The organism is Tenacibaculum halocynthiae (genome assembly GCF_964512825.1).
GTDB lineage: Bacteria > Bacteroidota > Bacteroidia > Flavobacteriales > Flavobacteriaceae > Polaribacter > Polaribacter halocynthiae.
Genome location: NZ_CAZELG010000044.1, coordinates 22,245 through 44,471, shown reverse-complemented (window position 1 = coordinate 44,471; position 22,227 = coordinate 22,245). Strand labels below are relative to the sequence as shown.

Here is a 22,227-nt window from a genome sequence, read left to right as displayed (position 1 = left end):
TTATTATTTTTTAGCTCTATTTTGTTCTTCTGAGTTACCTGAACTACGCTGCTTAACTTTAATTTTTTTATTTCCAAAACTATAGTTTAAACTAATTCTTACACTTTGCGTATCAAAATAGTTATAATATGTTTGATTTATTCCGTTTGTTTTAGTGTTAACACTTGTTGCTCTTTGTTTTAAAATATCATTTATAGCAAGAGTACAGTTTAGTTTTTTATCTAATAATGAAAACTTTAATCCTAAATCTAAGTTAACCATTTCAGTTGTTGAAAAATACATTAATTTTTGTGGAGAAGCATAAATAAATGTAGCTTCTGCTTGTACAGTTTTTGCTTCATTTAAATGGAACGTATTTCTATTATAAAATTGAAAGTTCCAACCACTTAATAACTTAGCGTCTAAATTAAATCCATCTTTATAACGAGTATCCATTTTTGATAAAGCTGCTTGAGTTGTTGTATTCCACCATTTTGTTGGATTATATATAAAAGTTTCTGTTATCCCGTAATTATAGGCGGTATAAAAATTATCAAATGTTACAACTATTCTTTGCTGTGCCCCATCTTCAGCCTTAATAATATTAAAATAACCATTATCAACATAGCTTACAAACGCTTTACTTATCAATTTTCCTTTGTAAATATGCTTTAATTCAAAATTTTCAGAAATTTGCGGTTTTAAAAATGGATTCCCTTCTTGATATGAAATAGGATTAATATAAAAACGAAACGGATTTAAACGCTCAAAACTAGGTCGTTGAATTCTTCTACTATAACTCAAATTAAACATGTTTGTTCTACTAGGGTTGTACCCTAAAAAAACTGATGGAAATAGTTTGTTATACGAGTTAATATCAGTTTGATTATTTGTTTTTGAAACTCCTTTTGTTCTAGTGTTTTCAAAACGAAGCCCCATTTTTAATTGCCATTTTTCACTTAATGGTTTAGACATGTCTGCATATAATGCATTAATATTTTCAGAATACATAAATGTATTGCTTTGCGTTGGATCAAAAATAGGTGCACCAGCACTAATATTGTAAAAAGCTACATCGCTATCTGTTTTAGTAAATGTTGTTTTAACTCCGTATGAAAAGTTCGCCCACTTACTTGGGTGCTCCATATCTATTCTCCCGCTATAATTTTTAATGTTTTGATTTATACTGTTTTTTGCTTCAATATAGCTTTGATTTGTAATAAATTGTTCACTACTAAAATCTCTATTAGAAGAATTATTATAATTAAAATAATCAACATCAATAGATAATTTTCTACCTAAAGTATCTAATTTCTGAATGTAGTGAGCATTTATTGAATGGTTTTTGTTATTCGTATCTGCATTACCTTCATTAACTGTATAGGTTCCATTTCCATCATTTATTAATGTTCTTCCACCATCTTTTATACCTTTATCTTCAAACGAGCCTGAATACAAAAAACCTACAGTAGCATTATCTGTTAAACTGTAATCTACACCTAACCTACCTGATATTATATTTTCTTTATTTTTCATGTCAAGATTTGATACTGTTGAAGCAGATGGGTAAATAATATCAAATTGATTAAATTGTGCTGTATGTCCTTTAGTTCCATTTAAAGAAGCAATTAAACTTACTTTATTTTTATTGTAATTAAATGTGTTTCCAACATTAAGTAAAGCATATGTTGCCTGCGTATAAGACGTTCTTAATTGATTATTCCAGCTATATTCTTTTGATTTTTTTAAAACAATGTTAATAAGTCCACTATTACCTTCAGCATCATATTTCGACGGAGGCGTTGTAATTACTTCGATATTTTTAATATCATCTGAAGCAATAGTACCCAAATAAGCATTTAGTTCACTTCCTGATAATTGTATAATTCTATCATTTATCATTACTCTTACATTTCCCTTACCTACAATAGCTAATTTATCAGTATCTACATTTACACTTGGTGTTGTTTTTAAAGCATCAAGGGCAGTTCCTCCTGTTCCAGCCACTGTATTCTCTATATTAAAAACCAATCTATCTACTTTTTGTTCAATAAGTTTTTTACGAGCAGTTATTACTACTTCTTGTAGTTGCTGTCCTTCTTCCTCTAAAACGACTGTTCCGATACTCGATTTTGTAGGGTATATCTTTTTTGTAATAAAACCTACAAAACTAATTTCTAAATACACATTTTCCTTTTTTGAAGTGATTGAAAACTCTCCAACTTCGTTAGAAATCACACCTGTAATAAGTGAATTATCTACTTTGTTTTTTAATATAATATTCGCAAATGAAATAGGTAAGTTTTCTTTATCAACTATCTTTCCTGTAAACGTTTGTCCAAAACTAATTGAACAAATAAAAATGAATAAAAATGTTGCTATGGTTTTCATAATAATAGTAATTCAATATTAATAACACTTCAAAAGTACCTTGAGAAGGTTGTTTTTGAAATAGCTATGAAATGAATTGAGGAAAAAATGAAATGAATTAAGGGTAATTAAAATAAACAGTTACTCGTTTTCTTTTTTAACTACATTTTTTTATACTTAAATTTACTATTTTGGAAAAATATTCAAAAAAAATAAAAAGCTACTATGGAAGGAGATATTGTTATTTTATTAACCTTTATTATATTGATAGGAATATACATAACATTCTTATTCTGGTCTAATAACAGAAAGAAAAATCATCTTATGACAATTGAATCTGATTGGAAAAATTTAAAAAAAGCAATAGAGAATAATCATGTTGATGGAATTGTAAAATTTGGGACAGCAGTTATATGGAATGAACACTTTACAATGGTTAAATTAAAAGAAATGAAAAAACTAATCAATGTTTTGGAAAAACAAAACCCAGAAATAAAGAAATCAAAAAAACTTGAAAATTTAAAATTATTGATTTTTAATAAGTCTTTAGATTGGAATACAAAACATCTAAACATAGGGTAATAAGAATTATTAAAACAACCACAAAGCAACTAATATAAAAAACACAAATCTTGAAATTGAAAAGTCGAATTAAATTCAAAAAATGGAATAAATATTTATTTGAATTCCTTTCTATTTTTCTAGCTGTTACTTTAGCCTTTTTACTAGACAGGTGGAATGATGAAAGAAAAAATAATATTGCAGAAAATAAAATTCTTAAAGAAATTTATAACGGTTTAGAGCGTGATAGCTTAGATATTGCAAATGATGAGCAATATTTCAAAATTGCCTTTAGAGGCTTAAACTATTTTAGTGACATCATTGATGGAAAAACTATTAAAAATGATTCTTTAGTAATGTTCTATTATCTTTTTTCCAGAGAGAACATAGTTGTTCAAAACAAATCTGGATATGAATCTTTAAAATCTAAAGGTTTGGAGACTATTAAAAGTGATAGTCTTAGAAGTAAAATTATAAATCTATATGAAGTCGACTATGAATTAGCTAGAAAATTTAACGAAGAGCATAGTGAATATAAATTTATGCCTAACTACTTTCATAGGATAAATCAATTTATTGCCCCAAATTTTAAATATGATACAACTTATAACTTAGTTGGAATAAAATTACCTTTAGTGCTAAAAAAAACAGAAAGGAATTTATTGAAAAGCTATTTATGGAAAATAGGAGTTGGTAAATCAGATAGATACCGTGCCTCTCAAAATAGAAAGAAAAAAATTGGAAATTTAAGAAAAGAAATAAAAGAATATCTAAACACAAGAAACGAGTAAAATTACTTATTAAACTCTTAACAAATACATATGTTTGTTATTAATAAACCTTTACAGAATTTAAAAGAATTAGACACATATAAAATCTATTACCTCAATAAATTAATAATTGATATTCTAATAATCTCTGTATCATACAGGTTAAAGTAAAAACTCTTAAAACAATACTAAATAGATCAAATGGATAGCATAAATAATATTATAAAAAAGGCTCAAAACGATATATTTCCAGAATTAGAAGCGAAAATTCGATTAGAATTAGAGAAAAAAGATAAAGATTGGCTAATTGATCAAATAATCTTTCTTACATGTGAAAGACATAGTTTACATGAACAAAAAAGTAACTTTGAAAACATTAAAAAACGCCTAACTAGAATCAAAAACATAAGCTATAATAGTAAAACGTTAAGTGACTTTATAGGTAAGTATCAAAAAATCAATAGATCTAATTTAGAAGAATCTGGATTACTATTAAACCCTCCAAAAATGGGATTAAATTCTATAGCTGTTCAGCAAAGATCAATAAAAGGAGAAACGCTACTTAAAAAAGTTGAAGATATGCTTTATGTATCTTTATATGGAGATATTACTATTAACGTTGATTTAAAACGTAATCAGAAAGAAATACTAACAATCATGTTACCCAAAAGTAAAAGTGACTCATTATCTTTTCTTAAGGCAGTAACAGAAATGAATGTTACAGGTACTTGGAATGATCCTGATGGAGTATCAAATGATGATCACACCAATAATGTTGAGCTACAAATTGAGTTTAATAATGATGAAGAAGGAACTATTGGACTTGCTATATTTACAGCGCTTAATCTTATTAATCTTTTACATGTAAATGAACAAATTTTATACACTCGTATGGAGAAAATTGAACGAAGCTCATTATATTAAGCTAATAACTTACTTAAATACTAATAGTTAAAAAAATATTAATCGATCACTATCCCTCCTTTATCTCCACTACCAGGACCTAATTTAATTACTTTATCCGCAGAATTAATTAGAGTTTTATTATGTTCAATAAATAATACGGTATCTCCATTATTAATTAACGATTGAAAAACACTTATTAATTGTAAATTATCAAAATAATGAAGGCCAGTACTTGGCTCATCAAAAAGATATAAGGTTTTCCCTTTCTTTTTTTGCATCATAGATACTCCTAGTTTTAACCGTTGAGATTCTCCACCTGATAATGTATTTCCAGATTGCCCTAAAACTATATGCCCTACTCCTACTTTCTTCAAAATATGTAATTGCTTCAAAATAATTTCTTCAGTTTTAAAGAAATCGATCGCTTCAACTACAGTCATTTTTAACACTTCACCTATTGAATGCTCTTTATACTTACATGCTAGAATAGTATGATTGTAACGTAAACCTTTACAAGTATCGCATGGAAGCCATATATCACTCATAAAATCCATACTGGTTTTTACCTTACCATGCCCAGCGCAAGTTTCACATTTTCCTTTTTTACTTTGATAAGAGAAATCTGCTTTTTTTAACCCCTCTTTTTTAGCCAACTCAGTACTTGAATATATCTTTTTTAAACTCTCAATTATCCCAGTGTATACTACTGGGGTACCTAATCTATTTTGCACCAGAATTTCCTGATCAATTAATAATACATCGTCAAATTGATTTAACCCATGTAACGAATAACAATTAATTGGTTTCTTTTTCAACCAAGAGTTAAATAATACCTCTTTAACTAGACTAGATTTTCCACTTCCAGAAACACCAGTAAGTGCTATTACCTGTTCTGAGTAAAATTTTACATCTATTTTTTTAAGATTATTAGCAAAAGCTCCTTTTATTTCAAAAGGCTTACCTTTTTCATTAAATACTTTTTCTATAATATTTTCATCTAACTCAAATAACCTTCTAGTAATTGATTGCTTTACTTTATTAATACCATTAATCTTTCCTTGATATATTATTTCACCTCCAAATCTACCTGCTCCTGGTCCCATTTCTATAATATAATCCGTTTTTTTAATGAATGAAATATCATGTTCTACAACTACAACAGTATTTCCATTGGCTACAATTTTTTTTAATACTCTTGATAAAACTGTAACTTGCTTATCATCTAGTCCTATTGTTGGTTCATCCAACACATAAGTTACTCCATATAAATGGCTCGATAATTGACCTGCTAAAGTAATACGTTGACGCTCTCCTCCTGAAAGTGTTGTTACCGATCTATCTAAACTTAAATACCCCAATCCTAAATCTATTATAGTTCTTAACGATTTTTTTACAGTTGGTAAAACTACTTTACTAATTTCCAGTATAACCTTATCAAGATTAGAAGGTATACTTTCAATCAACTCATAACAAGATACCATGCTCTGTTTTGATATTTCATAAATGTTTTTACCTAGGAATTTTACATCCAATAATTCATTTTTTAACCGACTTCCTTTACATGTATAACATTCAACCTCATGTAATAAATCTTCTAAATTTTTCTTGTTTTTATTATGAATTTTTCTTTGATATTCACTATCAATATAATTACATAACCCTAACCATTTAGCATTTAATTCTTGCGTTCCTGATCTTGATTTAGTTTTAAAGTTCCATGTAAGACTCCACACCTCTTCCCCTGTTCCATAAAGAATTACATTCTTAATCTCAGCATTCAAATCTTCCCAAGGAAGTTGTAAATTCCATTTATTTTGTTTGGCAACTTCATTAAGAATTGCCATAAACTGACCATTTACATCCGAATAATAAGCTATTGCTTTATTGGTAGAAATTGCTCCTTCAAATATTGACTTTTCAGGAAAAATAATTATTTCATCAGGATTACATTTCAGCTTCACACCAATTCCTTCACAACTTGGACACGCTCCTAAATGATGATTAAAAGAAAAATGTTGAGCTGTATATATTTTTTCTTCATACTGGGCTATTCTAGAGTACAATAATCTAAATGCGTCATGAATTCCTGACAATGTTCCAACAGTAGATCTCTTTGTAGTAGTACCTCCTCTTCTATTTACTCCAATTGCTGGACCTAAACCTGAAAAAGATTCCAACTCAGCATTACTGTTTTGTTTTAAAAAACTTCTATTATATGTAGACAATGATTCCGTAAATCGAGCATTTGATTCAGCAAATAATGTATCATATACCAAAGATGACTTTCCACTTCCAGAAACTCCAGTTACAACAGTTAACTGATTTTTAGGAATACGAACATCTATATTTTTAAGTCCGTTAGTTGTTACACCTTTCAACACTATATCATTAGAAATAACCGTTTCTTCTATTTGATTATTGATTGTATTATAACGTGATTCCTCATTACGATTTGGAATACCTTGATGAAGAATGTTCCCACCATTAACACCTCCAATAGGTCCTAATTCAATATGCCAATCACTAACACTTATAATTGTTTGATTTTGTTCAACACAAACTATAGTATTCCCCTTGTTCTGAATAGCTTTAAATAAATTAAGAAGTGATTCAATATCATCTTGATGTAAACCAATACTTGGCTCAATTATAACATATAATGTATTACCTGTATCTTTTTTCTGTAACTGATTTGCAATTTTAATACGCTGAGCCTCTCCTCCAGAAAGAGTTGTTGATGAATGTCCTAAAGTTAAATATCCAAGCCCAATTTCTTTTAGTGTTTCAAGTCCTTGAGTTATCTTTTTATGGCCTACAAAAAATTTTAAAGCATCGTTAACCGATAACCTATAAATATCGGCAATTGATAATCCATTATATGTTACTTGAAGTGTTTCTTTATTAAATCGATCTCCATTACAGGTACCACATATTAAATCAATAGTACCTAAAAAATGCATACCTATTTGCGTTTTTCCAGCACCTTGACAAACTTCACACCTTCCCCCTTTGTTATTAAATGAAAAACGAGATTTGGTAAATCCTAATAATTTTGATTCAGACTGCTTTGCATAGATATCACGAATATGATCAGAGAGACCTAAATAAGTAGCTGGATTACTTCGTGGTGTTTTTCCTATTGGAGTATGATCAATATAAACTAGTTTATCAATACTCTCAATATTTTTATAGCTTTCTAATTTTGGTAATTTTTGAATTTCATTCTCTAACTTTTCTTCAATAACTTTGATTAATGTTTCTTTTACTAAACTAGCTTTTCCAGAGCCTGACTTACCACTAACAACATTCAATTTCCCAAATTGAAACTTAACATCTATATGCTTTAAATTTCTTTCATAACACCCTATAAGATGCATAAAATCTGTTCTAGTTTTTTTCTTTGAATCTACCTGTAAATAATTCTTATTTATAGCTCTGAATGTTGGGCTAACATCTTTTAATGTTTTCTGCTTTATAAATTCTAAAAATGAACCATTAAAAACAAGTTTACCACCATTAACTCCAGCTTTGGGTCCAAGCTCTATAATATGATCAGCACTTGTAATTGTATTTAAATTATGTTCTACTACAATAACTGTATTTCCTTTTTTTACCAATTGTTTAAAATGGTAAATCAACCTTTCATTTTCTTCTTTGTGTAATCCAATTGAAGGCTCATCAAAAATATAAAGAACATTACTCAAAGGTGTTAAAATTTGATTTGCTACTCGAATACGTTGAATTTCACTTGAACGAAGTGAAAATGATGAACGATCAATAGTTAAATGTCCAAATCCTAAATCTTCCAATAAACTAACTTGAGATTCAATTTTTTTTATAATTTCAGTAGCAATATCACCCCAAGAATTAGTCTTTATCCATGATTTAAGCTCAGTCAATTCTAAAGTAACAATTTCTGCAATTGACTTTCCATGAACACATACATTTAAAGCCGTTTTATTTAATCGATTACCATTACAATCCTCACAAATTACAGCATGTACATATTTAAGAATATTAGCATTTCTATCTCTTTTTAAAATATCCGACATAATCGGAATCATTCCTTTGTAATAACCTTCTTCACGAGGTTTAGCCTTGATACCTGTCCATTTTAAACGAGACTCGAGGCTATGCTTTCCAAAAGGTACTTTTATTTTAGTACTACCATATAAAATAACATCTTGCTGTTTTTTTGTTAATTCATTCCATGGAATATCTACATTAAACCCTTCAGAATTGCATACATGATTAAGTACATCAATCGTTACTTGAGAGTACATAATATACCCATTTGGTAATGTTGGAGCTAATGCACCTTCTCTAATTGTTCTTTTTGGAAAAGTAATTAAGCTATTTAAATCAATTTGTTCCTCTTTTCCTATTCCGTTGCAACGTTTACACTTTCCAACTTCAGAATTAAACGAAAAAAGAGCACGAGACAATACAACATTTTCAGTTCCAATACCAGTTCTTGTAAATAACAACCGTAACAAATCATAAATATCTGATATAGTACCTACTGTAGAACGTGCATGCATTCCTGCAGTTTGCTGTCCAATAAAAATAACAGGGGAAAGTCCTTCTATTTCATCTACATCAGGTCTTTTCAACTTTCCTAAAAACTGCCTTGCAAAAGATGGTAATGTTTCAAAGTACCTACGTTGACCTTCTTTAGCTATTATTTCAGAAATTAGACTTGATTTACCTGACCCAGATACTCCACTAACCACAATAAATTTGTTATGTGGAATCCTCAATGAAATATTTTTCAGATTATTTGTTTTAGCTCCTTTAATTATTATTTCAGAAGGTGCAATTGAATTCATAAAAAAATGAAATAAGTTGTATTAACTACGAATCAAACTCCCTTATATATTATAAAGGAGTTTGATTACTTAAAAAAATAGATTTTGTCAAAATAAAGTATACTACGGTAACCTACTATACCTTAAAAAACCATTAAATATATATGTACTATTATGAAACGTACTTCGTTTTCTTTAAAGTGCTTAAAATAATAAATGACGCTAAGAAGAAAACAGCTAAACACAATACACTCCATTGCATTGAATTTGTTTTTGCATATAAGAAACCATAAACAAATGTACCTAACACAATTGCTATTTTTTCAGTAACATCATAAAAACTAAAATAAGTAGCATGATCTTCAGTTTCAGGTAATAATTTAGAATATGTAGAACGCGTTAATGATTGAATAGCTCCTTGTACCAATCCTAATAAACCACCTAATCCATAAAAATAGAGCCCTACATTTTCTTGATTTTTATCTAGTAAAAAAGCACAAAAACAAACAAGAGTCCATATTCCTAAAGTTACTTTTAAAGCTTTTATGTTCCCCCATTTTTCAGATAAACGAGAAAATAATGCAGCACCTGCAATAGCAACAATTTGCACTAATAAAATTGTAATAATCATATTGGTTGGTTCAAGTCCTAATTCAGTAGAGCCAAAAATTGCCGCCATTAAAATAATAGTTTGTACACCAATACTTAATAAAAAAAATGAAATTAAAAAACGTTTTAATGTTGGGTACTGTTTTACTTCTTTTAACACGTTTTGTAATTCTTTAAAACCTTTCCATATATAATCCTTTTCAGGTTTTTTATTATAAATATCATCTGGTAAACGTTTAAAAGTTATTTGTGCAAAACCTAGCCACCATAAACCAACCATTACAAATGATATACGAGAAGCCATACCTGAAGTAATTCCAAATAAATCTGGCATTTGAATTAATACTAAGTTTATTATCAATAGTATAACAGAACCTATATACCCGTAAATAAATCCTTTAGCACTGGCTCTATCTTGCTGTTCAGGCAATGCTACTTCAGGTAAATATGCATTGTAAAAAACCAAACTAGCCCAAAAACCAATACTTGCCAAAATTGTAAAAACTATACCTACCCAAACAGTATCTATACTATCAAAAAAATATAAGCTCATTACTGATAACGATCCCATCCAACAGAAAAATTTCATAAACTTTTTCTTACTTCCTGTATAATCTGCAATACCTGATAAAATAGGAGAAATAAATGCTACAACTAAAAATGAAAAAGACAACGCATAACTATATAAACTATCTGGATGTTCCCAATCAATTCCTAAAAAACGAACTGACTTACCATCTGTAACTGCACTATAATACAACGGAAAAACTGCTGTACTTATTACTAATGAATATACTGAGTTTGCCCAGTCGTAAAAAGCCCAAGCATTAATTAATTTCTTATTACCTATTTTATACATAATTTATTAAATAAAAAAACCGTTCGATTAAACGAACGGTTTGCAATATAGTATATTTAAAAAATATATCTTACTTTTTGGCTGGCACATTATATTTTGCTGCTAGTCTTGTAGCTTCAGGTAAATATGCTCTTAATGTTTGTATACGACTTTCATTTGAAGGGTGAGTGCTTAAAAATTCTGGTTGTGATTTTTTTGATCCAGCACGTTGACTCATACGAACCCACACTTCAGCTGCTTCTTCTCCTTTATACCCAGCCATAATCATAAACACCAATCCTAATTTATCAGCTTCATTTTCATGTGTTCTACTAAAAGATAGCATTCCTACTTGTGAACCTATACCGTATGCCATATTCCAAAGTTGAGAATTTTTACTATTCCTAGTACCTAAGGCAACAGCAATACCACCTAATTGTTGTCCGTAAGCACTTGTCATACGCTCTTGACCATGCTTTGCAAAGGCATGTGCTACTTCATGCCCCATTACTGCGGCTACACCATTCTCATTATCACATATTGGCATAATTCCAGTATAAAAAACAACTTTTCCTCCTGGTAAGCACCAAGCGTTTACAGTTTTATCATCTACTAAATTAAATTCCCATTTATAAGAATTTGCCTCAGCTGTCATTCCATTAGCACGCATAAACCTATCAACTGCTGCTGATATTTTTTTTCCTACCCTTTTTATTTGATTAGATTTCGCCACATCTTTAGATAATTTATTTTTTTCTAAAAAACCTTTATACTGAGCAAAACTAGCAGGTAAAACTTGTGAATCTCCAACAATATTTAAACGTTTTCTCCCTGTAATTGGTACTGTACTGCACTCTACTAACAAAGTAGCTACAAAAACTAAAGCTAATATTTTTTTCATTACTATTTGATTTTGTTCTGGTTTTATAAATTATGACACAAAATAAGAGGATATGTCACAAAATATAATCAAAATTATATCTTTAAATTTACAAATTCTATCTTTAGCATAAAAATTATCTTAATGAATTTTATAAGTACTCGTAAAAATCCTAAAAGCATAAAAATACCGAAGAGTATAACACTTTTAGCAAACTTTTTACAAGCATTATCTACTAATTTAGTTACTAAATTTGGTTCTAAATTATTTATTACTCCAATTAACTTTTCTGTTCCTGAAAGAGAAAAAGCACTTTATAAAAGTGCTCAGAAAAAGAACATAACAATTAAAACTATTAACAAAGAAATTGAAGTATTATCATATGGCTATTCAAAAAAGAAAGTTTTATTTGTTCATGGTTGGGCTGGTAGAAGTACTCAATTATTTATGACAGCTGATAAATTATTAGAAAAAGGCTATATGTTTATTTCTTTTGATGGTCCGGCACATGGGAAGTCTTCAGGAAAAACAACCTCTATGCCTGAATTTCTAGAAGCAATTAAACAAATAGATGAAGAACTAGGTCCTTTTGAAGTAGTAATTGGCCATTCATTTGGAGGTTTATGTTTGTATAATGCTGTTTCTGATGGTTTATCTGTAAAAAAATTAGTAACAATAGGTGCTGCAGATAAAATTTCTGATGTTCTTTTAAATTTCACAAAAAGCTTAAAAATAAAACCTTTAATCGCTAAAAAAATAAAACAACTATACGATAAACAATGGGGTAAAAATATTGATGACCATTCTTCAAGTGTTGTTGCCAAAAACATACAAATACCAACTTTAATAATTCATGATAGTTTTGATGGTGATGTAAATGTAAGTTGTGCTTTAAACATACGTCAAAATATAAAAAAAGGAGAACTTTTAATTACTAAAGGTTTAGGACATACTAAAATTTTACGTGATAAAAATGTTACTTCTAAAATTATAGATTTCATTCAAAACAACTCATGAAAAACTGCATTTTAATAATTACTATTAGTCTTTTTTTTAATTTTACTGGTACAGCTCAAAACAAAAAATATAAAGTTTCAAAGCCTAATAGTGAATGGAAAAAACTATTAACTCCAAAACAATATTATGTTTTAAGAGAAGCGGGTACTGAAAGACCATCTTCTAGCCCCTTGAATAAAAATTATAAAAAAGGAATCTATGTGTGTGCTGCTTGTAAAACACCTTTATATAAATCTGAACATAAATATGATTCTCGCTCAGGTTGGCCTTCTTTTGATAGAGCTATAAAAGAAAATGTAGAATTAGATGTTGATTATAAAATTGGATATGCTCGTACTGAACTAAAATGTAATACTTGTGGAGGGCATTTAGGGCACTCTTTTAATGATGGTCCTAGTGAAACTACGGGGAAACGTCATTGCATTAACGGGGCTGCCTTAGAGTTTATTATTCAATAATAGCTCTCATAAAAAATGACTACTTTAGAAATAAAATAAACTAGTTATCTTTTATGAGAAATTCTTATTTAGAAAGCGTAATAAAACAAATTACTTATTATAAAAGTTTAGGTGATAAAACCTTTTGCCAATTAACAAAAGAACAGCTTTTTTTCCAACAAAATAATGAAAGTAATTCAATAGCTATTATTGTTAAACATATTGCTGGAAATATGTTATCACGATGGATCAATATTTTTACTGAAGATGGCGAAAAATCGTGGAGAAATAGAGATGATGAATTTGTTAATACCTTTACTTCTAAAGAAGCTATGATTGCATATTGGGAAAAAGGATGGAGTACTTTTTCAAATACATTAAATTCTCTTAATGAAAAAGATTTAGAACGTATTATTTATATCAGAAATCAAGGACATACAGTTACTGAAGCTATTAATAGACAAATTTGTCACTATCCATATCACATTGGTCAAATTGTATTTTTAGGTAAAATGCTCAAAAATGAAAATTGGGAATCATTGTCTATTCCTAAAAACTCCTCAAAGCAATATAATCAAGAAAAGTTTAACATAGAAAAATCAAGAAAACATTTTACGGACGATTTATAAAATCTATATTTTTGCTTTATGAAAAATTATCTATTTACTTCAAAGCGTTTAGGTTTTAGAAATTGGAAACTTTCAGATATTGACAATTTATTCGAAATAAATTCGAATATTGAAGTTATGAAATACTTTCCTTCTACTCTAACAAAAGAAGATTGTGAAAAGTTTATTCATAGAATGCAACAACAATATATAAAAAATAAATTTTGCTACTTTGCTGTTGAAGTAATAGATACTAAACAATTTATTGGTTTTATTGGTATTTCAGAACAAACATATGAAGCTGATTTTAATCCATCTATAGACATTGGTTGGCGATTATCTCCAAAATTTTGGGGAAAAGGATATGCTAAAGAAGGAGCTTTACAATGTTTAAATTACGCTTTTTTTCAATTAAAATTACCTGAAATAATCTCAGTTGCTCCCCAAATTAATACACCTTCAATTACAGTTATGGAAAGAATTGGTATGAAAAAAATAAAAAAATTTAATCACCCACTATTAAGTGCTTTTCAAGAATTAGAAAAATGTGTGTTATATAAAATAAGTAACAAATAAAGTTTTCTATCGTCAATAGGATAAATAAAGTTTTAAATTTATTCTAATGAAAAACAAAACACTTCCACAGATATTTATTATCTATTTACGTTATTTATTAGGTTTTGCGTTTGTCTATGCTAGTATTGTTAAAATACAAGGACTCAGGTTTACTTCTGAAAGTGGTGCACTGAATCCAATAAATAGTGCTTGGCATTTTTTTGAAACTATGTATCAATCTGGGATTTACTGGAAATTTTTAGGGTATGGTCAATTAATAGCTGGTTTTTTATTAATGACTCAGCGGTATGCTAAATTAGGCGTTATCCTTTTTCTACCAATCATTTTAAATATTTTTGTTATCACTATTTCTTACGATTTTAAAGGAACACCTATTATAACTGGGCTAATACTTGTAGCTACTTTTATTTTAATTGCTTGGGATTGGAATACATTAAAAATATTAATCAATAAAACTCCAACTTTTTCAACTAAACCAAGGTTAGAAAATGATATTATATGGTCAATAATTGGAGGAATATTTTTCTTTCTTACTATTATATCAAAACTAATTACCTCTAAAAATAGTTTTATCCTTATTTTTTTGAGCTTTCTTACTATTAGCCTTTTAGGAATGATTATTGGGTATCGAAAACAAAAAAAAATTACCAATAAAAGTTAAATTCTACTAGTTATTAACTACCTACAACCAACTAAAATTCCTATATTTGTGCTTCTAAAAAATGGAGCCGATACATGTTTAATAATTTAAGCGAAAAATTAGATAAGGCGTTACATACGCTAAAAGGACACGGAAAAATCACTGAAGTTAATGTTGCGGAAACTCTAAAAGAGGTTCGTAGAGCTTTATTAGATGCCGATGTTAATTTTAAAATAGCGAAAGAATTTACTAAAAGAGTAAAAGAAAAAGCTTTAGGTCAAGACGTTTTAACAACACTTAACCCTGGACAGTTAATGGTTAAATTAGTTAAAGATGAATTAACTGATTTGATGGGAGGTGATACTGTAGGAATTAATCTTGGAGGCTCACCAACTGTTATTTTAATGTCTGGTTTACAAGGTTCTGGTAAAACAACTTTTTCTGGTAAACTTGCTAGCTATTTAAAAACTAAGAAAGCTAAACAAGTTTTATTAGTTGGTTGTGATGTGTATCGTCCTGCGGCAATAAACCAATTACAAGTTGTTGGTGAACAAATTGGTGTTGAAGTATATGCTGAAGTAGGAAATCAAAATCCTGTTGAAATATCATTAAACGCTATTAAACATGCAAAAGCTAATAGTAAAAATGTAGTGATCATTGATACAGCTGGTCGTTTAGCTGTAGATGAAGAAATGATGACAGAGATTTCTAACATTCATAAAGCGGTTACTCCACAAGAAACTTTATTTGTTGTAGATTCCATGACTGGTCAAGATGCTGTTAATACAGCTAAAGCCTTTAATGATCTTTTAAATTTTGATGGTGTAATACTTACCAAATTAGATGGTGATACTCGTGGTGGAGCTGCATTATCAATTAAATCAGTAGTAGATAAACCAATTAAGTTTATTGGTACTGGTGAAAAAATGGATGCTATTGATGTTTTCCACCCTGATCGTATGGCCGATCGTATTTTAGGGATGGGAGATGTTATATCGTTAGTAGAACGTGCTCAAGAACAATACGATGAACAAGAAGCTAGAAAACTACAAAAGAAGATTGCTAAAAATCAATTTGGTTTTGATGACTTTTTAAGTCAAATTCAACAAATCAAAAAAATGGGTAGCATGAAAGATTTAGTAGGAATGATACCTGGAGCTGGAAAAGCTTTAAAAGATGTTGATATTGATGATGATGCTTTTAAAGGAATTGAATCTATTATACACTCCATGACTCCTTTAGAAAGAAGTACTCCAAACGTAATTAATGCTAGTCGTAAAAAACGAATTGCAAAAGGTTCCGGAACTTCTGTTCAAGAAGTCAATCAGTTAATGAAGCAGTTTAATCAAATGAGCAAAATGATGAAAATGATGCAAGGTGGTGGCGGAAGAAAAATGATGCAAATGATGAAAGGAATGAAATAAAATATAAAAAAGAGAAGCTGTAGACTTCTCTTTTTACTTTTATATAAAATTTTATAATAACAATAAACACAACACAACAACATTACACTACATGATATTACTAGACGGTAAAAAAACATCAGCAGATATTAAAGAAGAAATTGCGTTAGAAGTAGCAGAACTAAAAAAACAAGATAAAAAAGCACCTCATTTAGCTGCAGTTATTGTAGGGAGTGATGGAGCAAGCTTAACTTATGTAAATGCGAAAGTAAAAGCTTGTGAGCGTGTTGGTTTTGAATCTTCTTTAATTCGTTTACCTAAAGAAACTACAGAAGAAGAATTACTTAATGAAATTGCAATTTTAAATATAGATAAAGATATAAATGGTTTCATTGTTCAATTACCATTACCAGATCATATTGATGAACAAAAGATATTAATGGCTATTGATCCAGAAAAAGATGTAGATGGTTTTCACCCAATGAATGTTGGTAAATTAGCATTAAATCTTCCTACTTTTATATCTGCTACTCCATTTGGAATTTTAGAGTTGTTAGAACGTTATAATATTGAAACTTCGGGTAAAGATGTTGTTGTAATTGGACGTAGTCATATTGTTGGTAGTCCAATGAGTATTTTATTAGCTCAAAAAAGAAAAGTTGGAAATGCAACTGTTACTTTAACACATAGTAGAACTAAAAACCTATCAGAAGTAACTAAAAAAGCTGATATTATTATAGCTGCCTTAGGTATTCCTGAATTTTTAAAAGGTGATATGGTAAAAAAAGGAGTAGTTATAATTGATGTAGGAATTACAAGAGTTGCTGACTCTTCAAAAAAGAATGGATTCAGATTAGTGGGTGATGTTGATTTCAATGAAATGTCAGAAAAAGCCTCTCATATTACTCCTGTACCTGGTGGAGTTGGACCAATGACCATAGCAATGCTTTTGAAAAACACCTTACTTGCTCTGTACAGACAAGAAAATTAATTTATTAAAATACATTATAAATAAAAAGACTACAATAACAAATATTGTAGTCTTTTTTTATATTTATCTAGATATTTCTTTACTGCAAACTAACCAAACTATTTTTTATAGTTTCAATTTTAGCTATAGTATCTGATTCCTTTTTTCGTTCTAAAGTAATTACTTGTTCTGGAGCATTATTTACAAATCGCTCATTAGATAATTTCTTTTGAATTCCAAACAAAAACCCTTCTGCTCTTTTTAGTTCAGCCTTTAATTTTATAATTTCAGCTTCAACATCAATATTATCTAAAGAAATTGGCACAAAATATTCATTCGACTTTACTCTAAAAGACGCTGCTCCTTCTACTTTCTTAGAAACATAACTTATCACTGATGTATTCGTTAATTTTTGAATAACCTGATCAAAATTCTGAGTATAATTTTCAGTATTAACAACTGATAATTCTATAGCTTCTTTAAATGCTATATTTTTTTCTTTCCTAATTGTTCTAATTCCTGAAACAATATTAGCTGCAAAATCAAACTCGCTTATTAATTCCTTATCAAACTCTAATACTGAAGGATATTTAGCAATAATCAAAGCCTCTTCAGGTGCTCTTTCTGCTATTGATTGCCAAATTTCTTCTGTAATAAATGGCATAAACGGATGTAAAATCTTTAAATTATCTTCAAAAATTGCTATTACCTCCTTATATGTTTTAATATCAATTGGTTGCTGATATGCTGGCTTTACAATTTCAAGTAACCAACCACAAAAATCATCATATATTAATTTGTAAATAGCCATTAAAGCATCACTTAAACGATATTTACTATAATGATCTTCAATTTCAACTAATACTTGCTGAAATTTAGCTTTATACCATTCTAAACCTAATTTACTAGAGGCAGGTTGCTCAATAGTCTCAGAAACTTCCCATAAAGTTGTTAAATAAAAAGCACTCCATACCTTATTTCCTAATCCTTTACCTTGTTGACATAAAGCTTCATCAAACATTAAATCATTACCAGCTGCTGAACTCAATAACAAACCAACACGAACCCCATCTGCTCCAAAGTCTTCAATTAACTTAAGTGCATCAGGCGAATTCCCTAACGATTTAGACATTTTACGTCGTTGTTTGTCACGTACTAATCCTGTTAAATATACATTTTCAAACGGACGTTCATCTTTATACTCATATCCAGCAACAATCATTCGAGCAACCCAGAAAAATAAAATATCTGGCCCAGTTACTAAATCGTTTGTAGGATAATAATATTTAATTTCTTCATTTTCTGGGTTTCTAATTCCATCAAAAACAGACATTGGCCATAACCAAGAAGAAAACCAAGTATCTAATGCATCTTCATCTTGACGTAAATCAGATGCTAATAACGTTGTTTCTCCTGTTTTTTCTTTTGCTAAGACTAATGCTTCTTCTCTACTCTCAGCAACTACGAAATCTTCTTTTCCATCTCCGTAGAAATATGCTGGAATTTGTTGCCCCCACCATAATTGACGAGAAATATTCCAATCACGAACATTTTCCATCCAATGACGGTAAGTATTCTCAAATTTCTTAGGATATAGCTTAACATCACTATCCTCTCCTAAAACAGCTTCAATAGCTGGCTTAGCTAACTCTTCCATTTTTAAAAACCATTGATCAGATAACCTTGGTTCTATAACTGCTTTAGTTCTTTCTGATGTTCCAACTTTATTAGTATGAACTTCTATTTTCACTAAAAATCCTTTTTCTTCTAGTTCTTTAGTAACTTCTTTACGAACAACAAAACGATCTTTTCCTTCATAATGCAATCCAAAAGAATTTAAAGAAGCATCATCATTAAAAATATCAACTACTTCTAAATTATGTTTGTCTCCTAAAACCTTATCATTCTCATCATGAGCAGGAGTTACTTTTAAACATCCTGTACCAAACTCTACATCAACATATTCGTCTTCAATAATAGGAATTACTCTATTACATAATGGAACAATCGCTTTTTTCCCTTTCAAGTGAGTAAAACGCTCATCATTTGGATTAATACAAATAGCCGTATCTCCAAAAATAGTTTCAGGACGCGTTGTAGCAATTGTTAATTTATCGTCAGAACCTTCAATTTTATATTCTAAATAATAAAGGTTTCCTTGTTTTTCAACGTGAATTACTTCTTCATCAGATAAAGTAGTTTTTGCTTCAGGATCCCAATTTACCATTCTGTAACCTCTATAAATTAATCCTTTATTATAAAGATCTACAAATACTTTTATTACTGATTCAGATAATGCAGGATCCATAGTAAAAGAAGTTCTTTCCCAATCACAAGAAGCTCCTAGCTTTTTCAATTGGTCTAAAATGATTCCTCCATACTCATTTTTCCATTCCCATGCATGCTCAAGGAACTCTTCACGAGTTAAATCGTTTTTATTAATTCCTTGCTCTTTTAGTTTCGCTACAACTTTTGCTTCAGTAGCAATCGAAGCATGATCAGTTCCAGGAACCCAACATGCGTTTTTTCCTTGTAAACGAGCCTTACGTATTAAAACGTCTTGAATCGTATTATTTAACATATGCCCCATATGTAATACTCCTGTGACATTAGGTGGCGGTATTACAATTGTATATGGCTCACGATCATCTACCTCAGAATGAAAATAATTATGTTTCATCCAGTATTCGTACCACTTTCCTTCTACCTCTTTAGAATTGTATTTTGATGGAATATTCATATGTTTTTACTATATTTAGCCTAATAAATATTTTTTGGCATTATTTTTGAAAATTGATTAGCAAAAATACAACTATCTGTGAGCTACAGAAAAATAGTTGCCTTTTTTTTAGTATCAAAAAATAATTATAAATTTGTAACTGGTTATATAACCCCTAAAATAAAATAAACATTATGAAAACAATTTTATCATTTGTAGCTATTTGCTTTATCACTTTAACTGTAAGTGCTCAAGAGTTTAAATTTGAAAACGAAGTGATTAACTATGGTAAAGTAGCTTTAGGATCTGAAGGTAAGCGTGTATTTGAATTCACGAATGTAGGTGATGCTCCTTTAATTATTAAAGACATTAGATCTACTTGTGGTTGTACAGTACCTAAAAAACCTGAAAAGCCAATTATGCCAGGAGAAAAAGGACAAATAGAAGTTTCTTATGACACAAATAGACCTGGAGGTTTTTCTAAACAAATTACTGTTATGTCTAACGCTAAGAAAGCTAGAACTGTATTAAAAATTAAAGGTTTTATCGCTAAAAAACTTGTTCCTACTAAAGCTAAGAGCATGGTTTCTACCGGAGGAACTGAATAAGTTATTACTTAAAATATTTAAAAAGACCGATGAATATTTCTATTCATCGGTCTTTTTATTTAAAAAAATAAAATTTTTAACTTTATATCATTCTCTTTAAACTTTTTCCTTTAGAAAATAAAATGAAGTAGTTATAATATGCTGATTTATTTTTTACTACAATTTAATAAGCGCTATATTAATTAAATATAATTAAACTTTTCATTATTTAATAAAATTCAATTTTAAACCTAAAAGAAGTAAAAAGAGTCTATATACTCATTCAATGTATAGCTACTACAATTGTATTAATATACTTATTAAAATAGTTAAAAACAACTATATCATAGAACAAAAAACGTCTATAAATTTCAGCTTATAGACGTTTTCTTATTTTATATTCGATTTACTTTAATCGTCATCATCTTTATCATTATCATTTTTATTTTTACCTTTTTTGGAAACCTTATTCCAAATTTTAATTTCATCATCTGCAGTTATACCTTCAATAATTTCAACATTAACTCCATCAGATAACCCTAATTTAATCTCTCTTTTTTCAAATTTCTGATCACCCACTTTTATTTCAACATAAGGCTTTTCTGTTTTTCTATCAAACTGTAATAAAGCTTCTTTTAAAGATAATACACTATCTTTCTTTGCTAATACTATCTCAGCGTTTGCACTATACCCAGCTCTAATAAAATATTTATCATCTAATGACACATCTGCTTTAATTTTAAACTGCACAGCTCCTCCTTCATCAGTCCCTTTTGGTGCTATAAAGTTTAATACAGCAGGGAACTTTTTTTCTTCAATTGCTCCAATTGCTACATCTATGTTTGTACCTTTTATAAGTTTTCCTACCTCAGATTCATCTACTTTACCTTCAAAAATCATTTTGGTCATATCTGCTATACGCGCAATAGTAGTACCAGCATTAAAATCATTTGTTTGTGTAACTTGGTATCCTTTTTTCACAGGAATTTCTACTACCATTCCTGATGTTGTTGCTCTAATACTTGTATTTGCTGCACTACCTAAACCAGATGTTGTTCCTTTTTTAATAATATCCATATCAGATTGTGCATTTGATAATCCTTGTTTTGCATTATTAAAGCTTAATTCTGAATTTTCAAATGTTTGACGCGATATTACTCCTCTATCAAATAATTTCTTGTTTCTTTCATACTGCACTCTTGCATTGTTAAATGACAGCCTTGCATTTTTAACACTTCCATTTGCTCTATTTAAAGAAGCAACATTTGGTACAACTCTAACAGTTGCTATTAAATCACCCGTTTTTACAATTGCTCCTTCTTCAACTAAAATTTTATCTACAATACCAGCTATTTGTGGCTTAATTTCAACTTCTTCTAACGGTATTACTTTACCAGTTGCAACACTTTTTTTAACTATTGTAGCTTTAAATGCTTTTTCAGTTTCATACTCAACTGGTGAAGCGCTATTTTTTTTACCAAACCATATTAACACTGCTATCAATGCTAACGCTATTCCGCCAAAAATGATTACTTTTTTCATCTGTTTT

At 29.2% G+C, this 22,227-nt stretch carries 17 protein-coding genes; 11 read left to right on the top strand and 6 right to left on the bottom strand.

All coding sequences use genetic code 11. The annotated features are described in order from the left end of the window. Positions 1 to 3: 3 nt before the first annotated feature. The gene (locus ACKTTQ_RS17675; protein WP_408049958.1) at positions 4 to 2,370 is read right to left on the bottom strand and encodes a TonB-dependent receptor domain-containing protein; all 2,367 of its coding nucleotides are present in this window, start codon (positions 2,368 to 2,370) and stop codon (positions 4 to 6) included. 204 nt (positions 2,371 to 2,574) lie between these two features. Here ACKTTQ_RS17675 and ACKTTQ_RS17670 point away from each other — a divergent pair, with 204 nt between their 5' ends. The 3 genes from ACKTTQ_RS17670 to ACKTTQ_RS17660 all read left to right on the top strand — a co-directional run bounded on the left by ACKTTQ_RS17670 (position 2,575) and on the right by ACKTTQ_RS17660 (position 4,604). After that, positions 2,575 to 2,931 (top strand): hypothetical protein, encoded by a 357-nt coding sequence (locus ACKTTQ_RS17670; RefSeq protein ID WP_408049957.1) that lies wholly within the window; start codon positions 2,575 to 2,577, stop codon positions 2,929 to 2,931. A gap of 50 nt (positions 2,932 to 2,981) precedes the next feature. Continuing rightward, positions 2,982 to 3,701 (top strand): hypothetical protein, encoded by a 720-nt coding sequence (locus ACKTTQ_RS17665; protein WP_408049956.1) that lies wholly within the window; start codon positions 2,982 to 2,984, stop codon positions 3,699 to 3,701. Positions 3,702 to 3,881: 180 nt separating this feature from the next. Beyond that, on the top strand, positions 3,882 to 4,604 hold the full coding sequence (locus tag ACKTTQ_RS17660) for a hypothetical protein (protein WP_408049955.1): 723 nt from the start codon (positions 3,882 to 3,884) through the stop codon (positions 4,602 to 4,604). A 38-nt stretch (positions 4,605 to 4,642) separates the two neighbouring features. Here the strand turns inward: ACKTTQ_RS17660 and ACKTTQ_RS17655 are convergent, their stop codons facing one another. From ACKTTQ_RS17655 to ACKTTQ_RS17645, 3 genes are all read right to left on the bottom strand, one after another. Continuing rightward, on the bottom strand, positions 4,643 to 9,415 hold the full coding sequence (locus ACKTTQ_RS17655; protein ID WP_408049954.1) for an excinuclease ABC subunit UvrA: 4,773 nt from the start codon (positions 9,413 to 9,415) through the stop codon (positions 4,643 to 4,645). A gap of 151 nt (positions 9,416 to 9,566) precedes the next feature. Further along, on the bottom strand, positions 9,567 to 10,862 hold the full coding sequence (locus ACKTTQ_RS17650; RefSeq protein ID WP_093870865.1) for an MFS transporter: 1,296 nt from the start codon (positions 10,860 to 10,862) through the stop codon (positions 9,567 to 9,569). Positions 10,863 to 10,932: 70 nt separating this feature from the next. Beyond that, positions 10,933 to 11,742: a M48 family metallopeptidase gene (locus ACKTTQ_RS17645; RefSeq protein WP_408049953.1), complete on the bottom strand. Its 810-nt coding sequence runs from the start codon at positions 11,740 to 11,742 to the stop codon at positions 10,933 to 10,935. A gap of 123 nt (positions 11,743 to 11,865) precedes the next feature. Between ACKTTQ_RS17645 and ACKTTQ_RS17640 the strand changes: the two genes are divergently transcribed. The 7 genes from ACKTTQ_RS17640 to folD all read left to right on the top strand — a co-directional run bounded on the left by ACKTTQ_RS17640 (position 11,866) and on the right by folD (position 17,393). Then, positions 11,866 to 12,738, top strand: a complete 873-nt coding sequence (locus ACKTTQ_RS17640; RefSeq protein WP_113785337.1) for an alpha/beta hydrolase — start codon at positions 11,866 to 11,868, stop codon at positions 12,736 to 12,738. Continuing rightward, positions 12,735 to 13,196, top strand: coding sequence for a peptide-methionine (R)-S-oxide reductase MsrB (gene msrB / locus ACKTTQ_RS17635; RefSeq protein ID WP_299136022.1), 462 nt, complete (start codon positions 12,735 to 12,737; stop codon positions 13,194 to 13,196). Before ACKTTQ_RS17640 ends, msrB begins: the two co-directional genes overlap by 4 nt. Before the next feature lie 53 nt (positions 13,197 to 13,249). After that, positions 13,250 to 13,804: a DUF1572 family protein gene (locus ACKTTQ_RS17630; RefSeq protein WP_408049952.1), complete on the top strand. Its 555-nt coding sequence runs from the start codon at positions 13,250 to 13,252 to the stop codon at positions 13,802 to 13,804. A gap of 18 nt (positions 13,805 to 13,822) precedes the next feature. Then, entirely contained in the window at positions 13,823 to 14,359 is a 537-nt protein-coding gene (locus ACKTTQ_RS17625; RefSeq protein WP_408049951.1) for a GNAT family N-acetyltransferase, read from the top strand. Positions 14,360 to 14,405: 46 nt separating this feature from the next. Further along, a complete protein-coding gene (locus tag ACKTTQ_RS17620; protein ID WP_408049950.1) occupies positions 14,406 to 15,020 on the top strand; it encodes a hypothetical protein in 615 nt (204 codons plus the stop codon). A 74-nt stretch (positions 15,021 to 15,094) separates the two neighbouring features. Beyond that, positions 15,095 to 16,423, top strand: a complete 1,329-nt coding sequence (gene ffh, locus ACKTTQ_RS17615; RefSeq protein WP_093870858.1) for a signal recognition particle protein — start codon at positions 15,095 to 15,097, stop codon at positions 16,421 to 16,423. 91 nt (positions 16,424 to 16,514) lie between these two features. After that, complete coding sequence (gene folD / locus ACKTTQ_RS17610) at positions 16,515 to 17,393, top strand: bifunctional methylenetetrahydrofolate dehydrogenase/methenyltetrahydrofolate cyclohydrolase FolD (RefSeq protein WP_093870857.1); 879 nt, start codon at positions 16,515 to 16,517, stop codon at positions 17,391 to 17,393. A 79-nt stretch (positions 17,394 to 17,472) separates the two neighbouring features. On the opposite strand, the gene ACKTTQ_RS17605 is transcribed toward folD, so the two are convergent. Then, complete coding sequence (locus ACKTTQ_RS17605; protein ID WP_408049949.1) at positions 17,473 to 20,112, bottom strand: valine--tRNA ligase; 2,640 nt, start codon at positions 20,110 to 20,112, stop codon at positions 17,473 to 17,475. A 173-nt stretch (positions 20,113 to 20,285) separates the two neighbouring features. On the opposite strand from ACKTTQ_RS17605, the gene ACKTTQ_RS17600 reads away from it, so the two are divergent. Further along, the gene (locus ACKTTQ_RS17600) at positions 20,286 to 20,699 is read left to right on the top strand and encodes a DUF1573 domain-containing protein (protein WP_093870855.1); all 414 of its coding nucleotides are present in this window, start codon (positions 20,286 to 20,288) and stop codon (positions 20,697 to 20,699) included. Positions 20,700 to 21,089: 390 nt separating this feature from the next. Here the strand turns inward: ACKTTQ_RS17600 and ACKTTQ_RS17595 are convergent, their stop codons facing one another. Further along, positions 21,090 to 22,220 (bottom strand): efflux RND transporter periplasmic adaptor subunit, encoded by a 1,131-nt coding sequence (locus ACKTTQ_RS17595; protein ID WP_408049948.1) that lies wholly within the window; start codon positions 22,218 to 22,220, stop codon positions 21,090 to 21,092. Between the last annotated feature and the right edge of the window lie 7 nt (positions 22,221 to 22,227).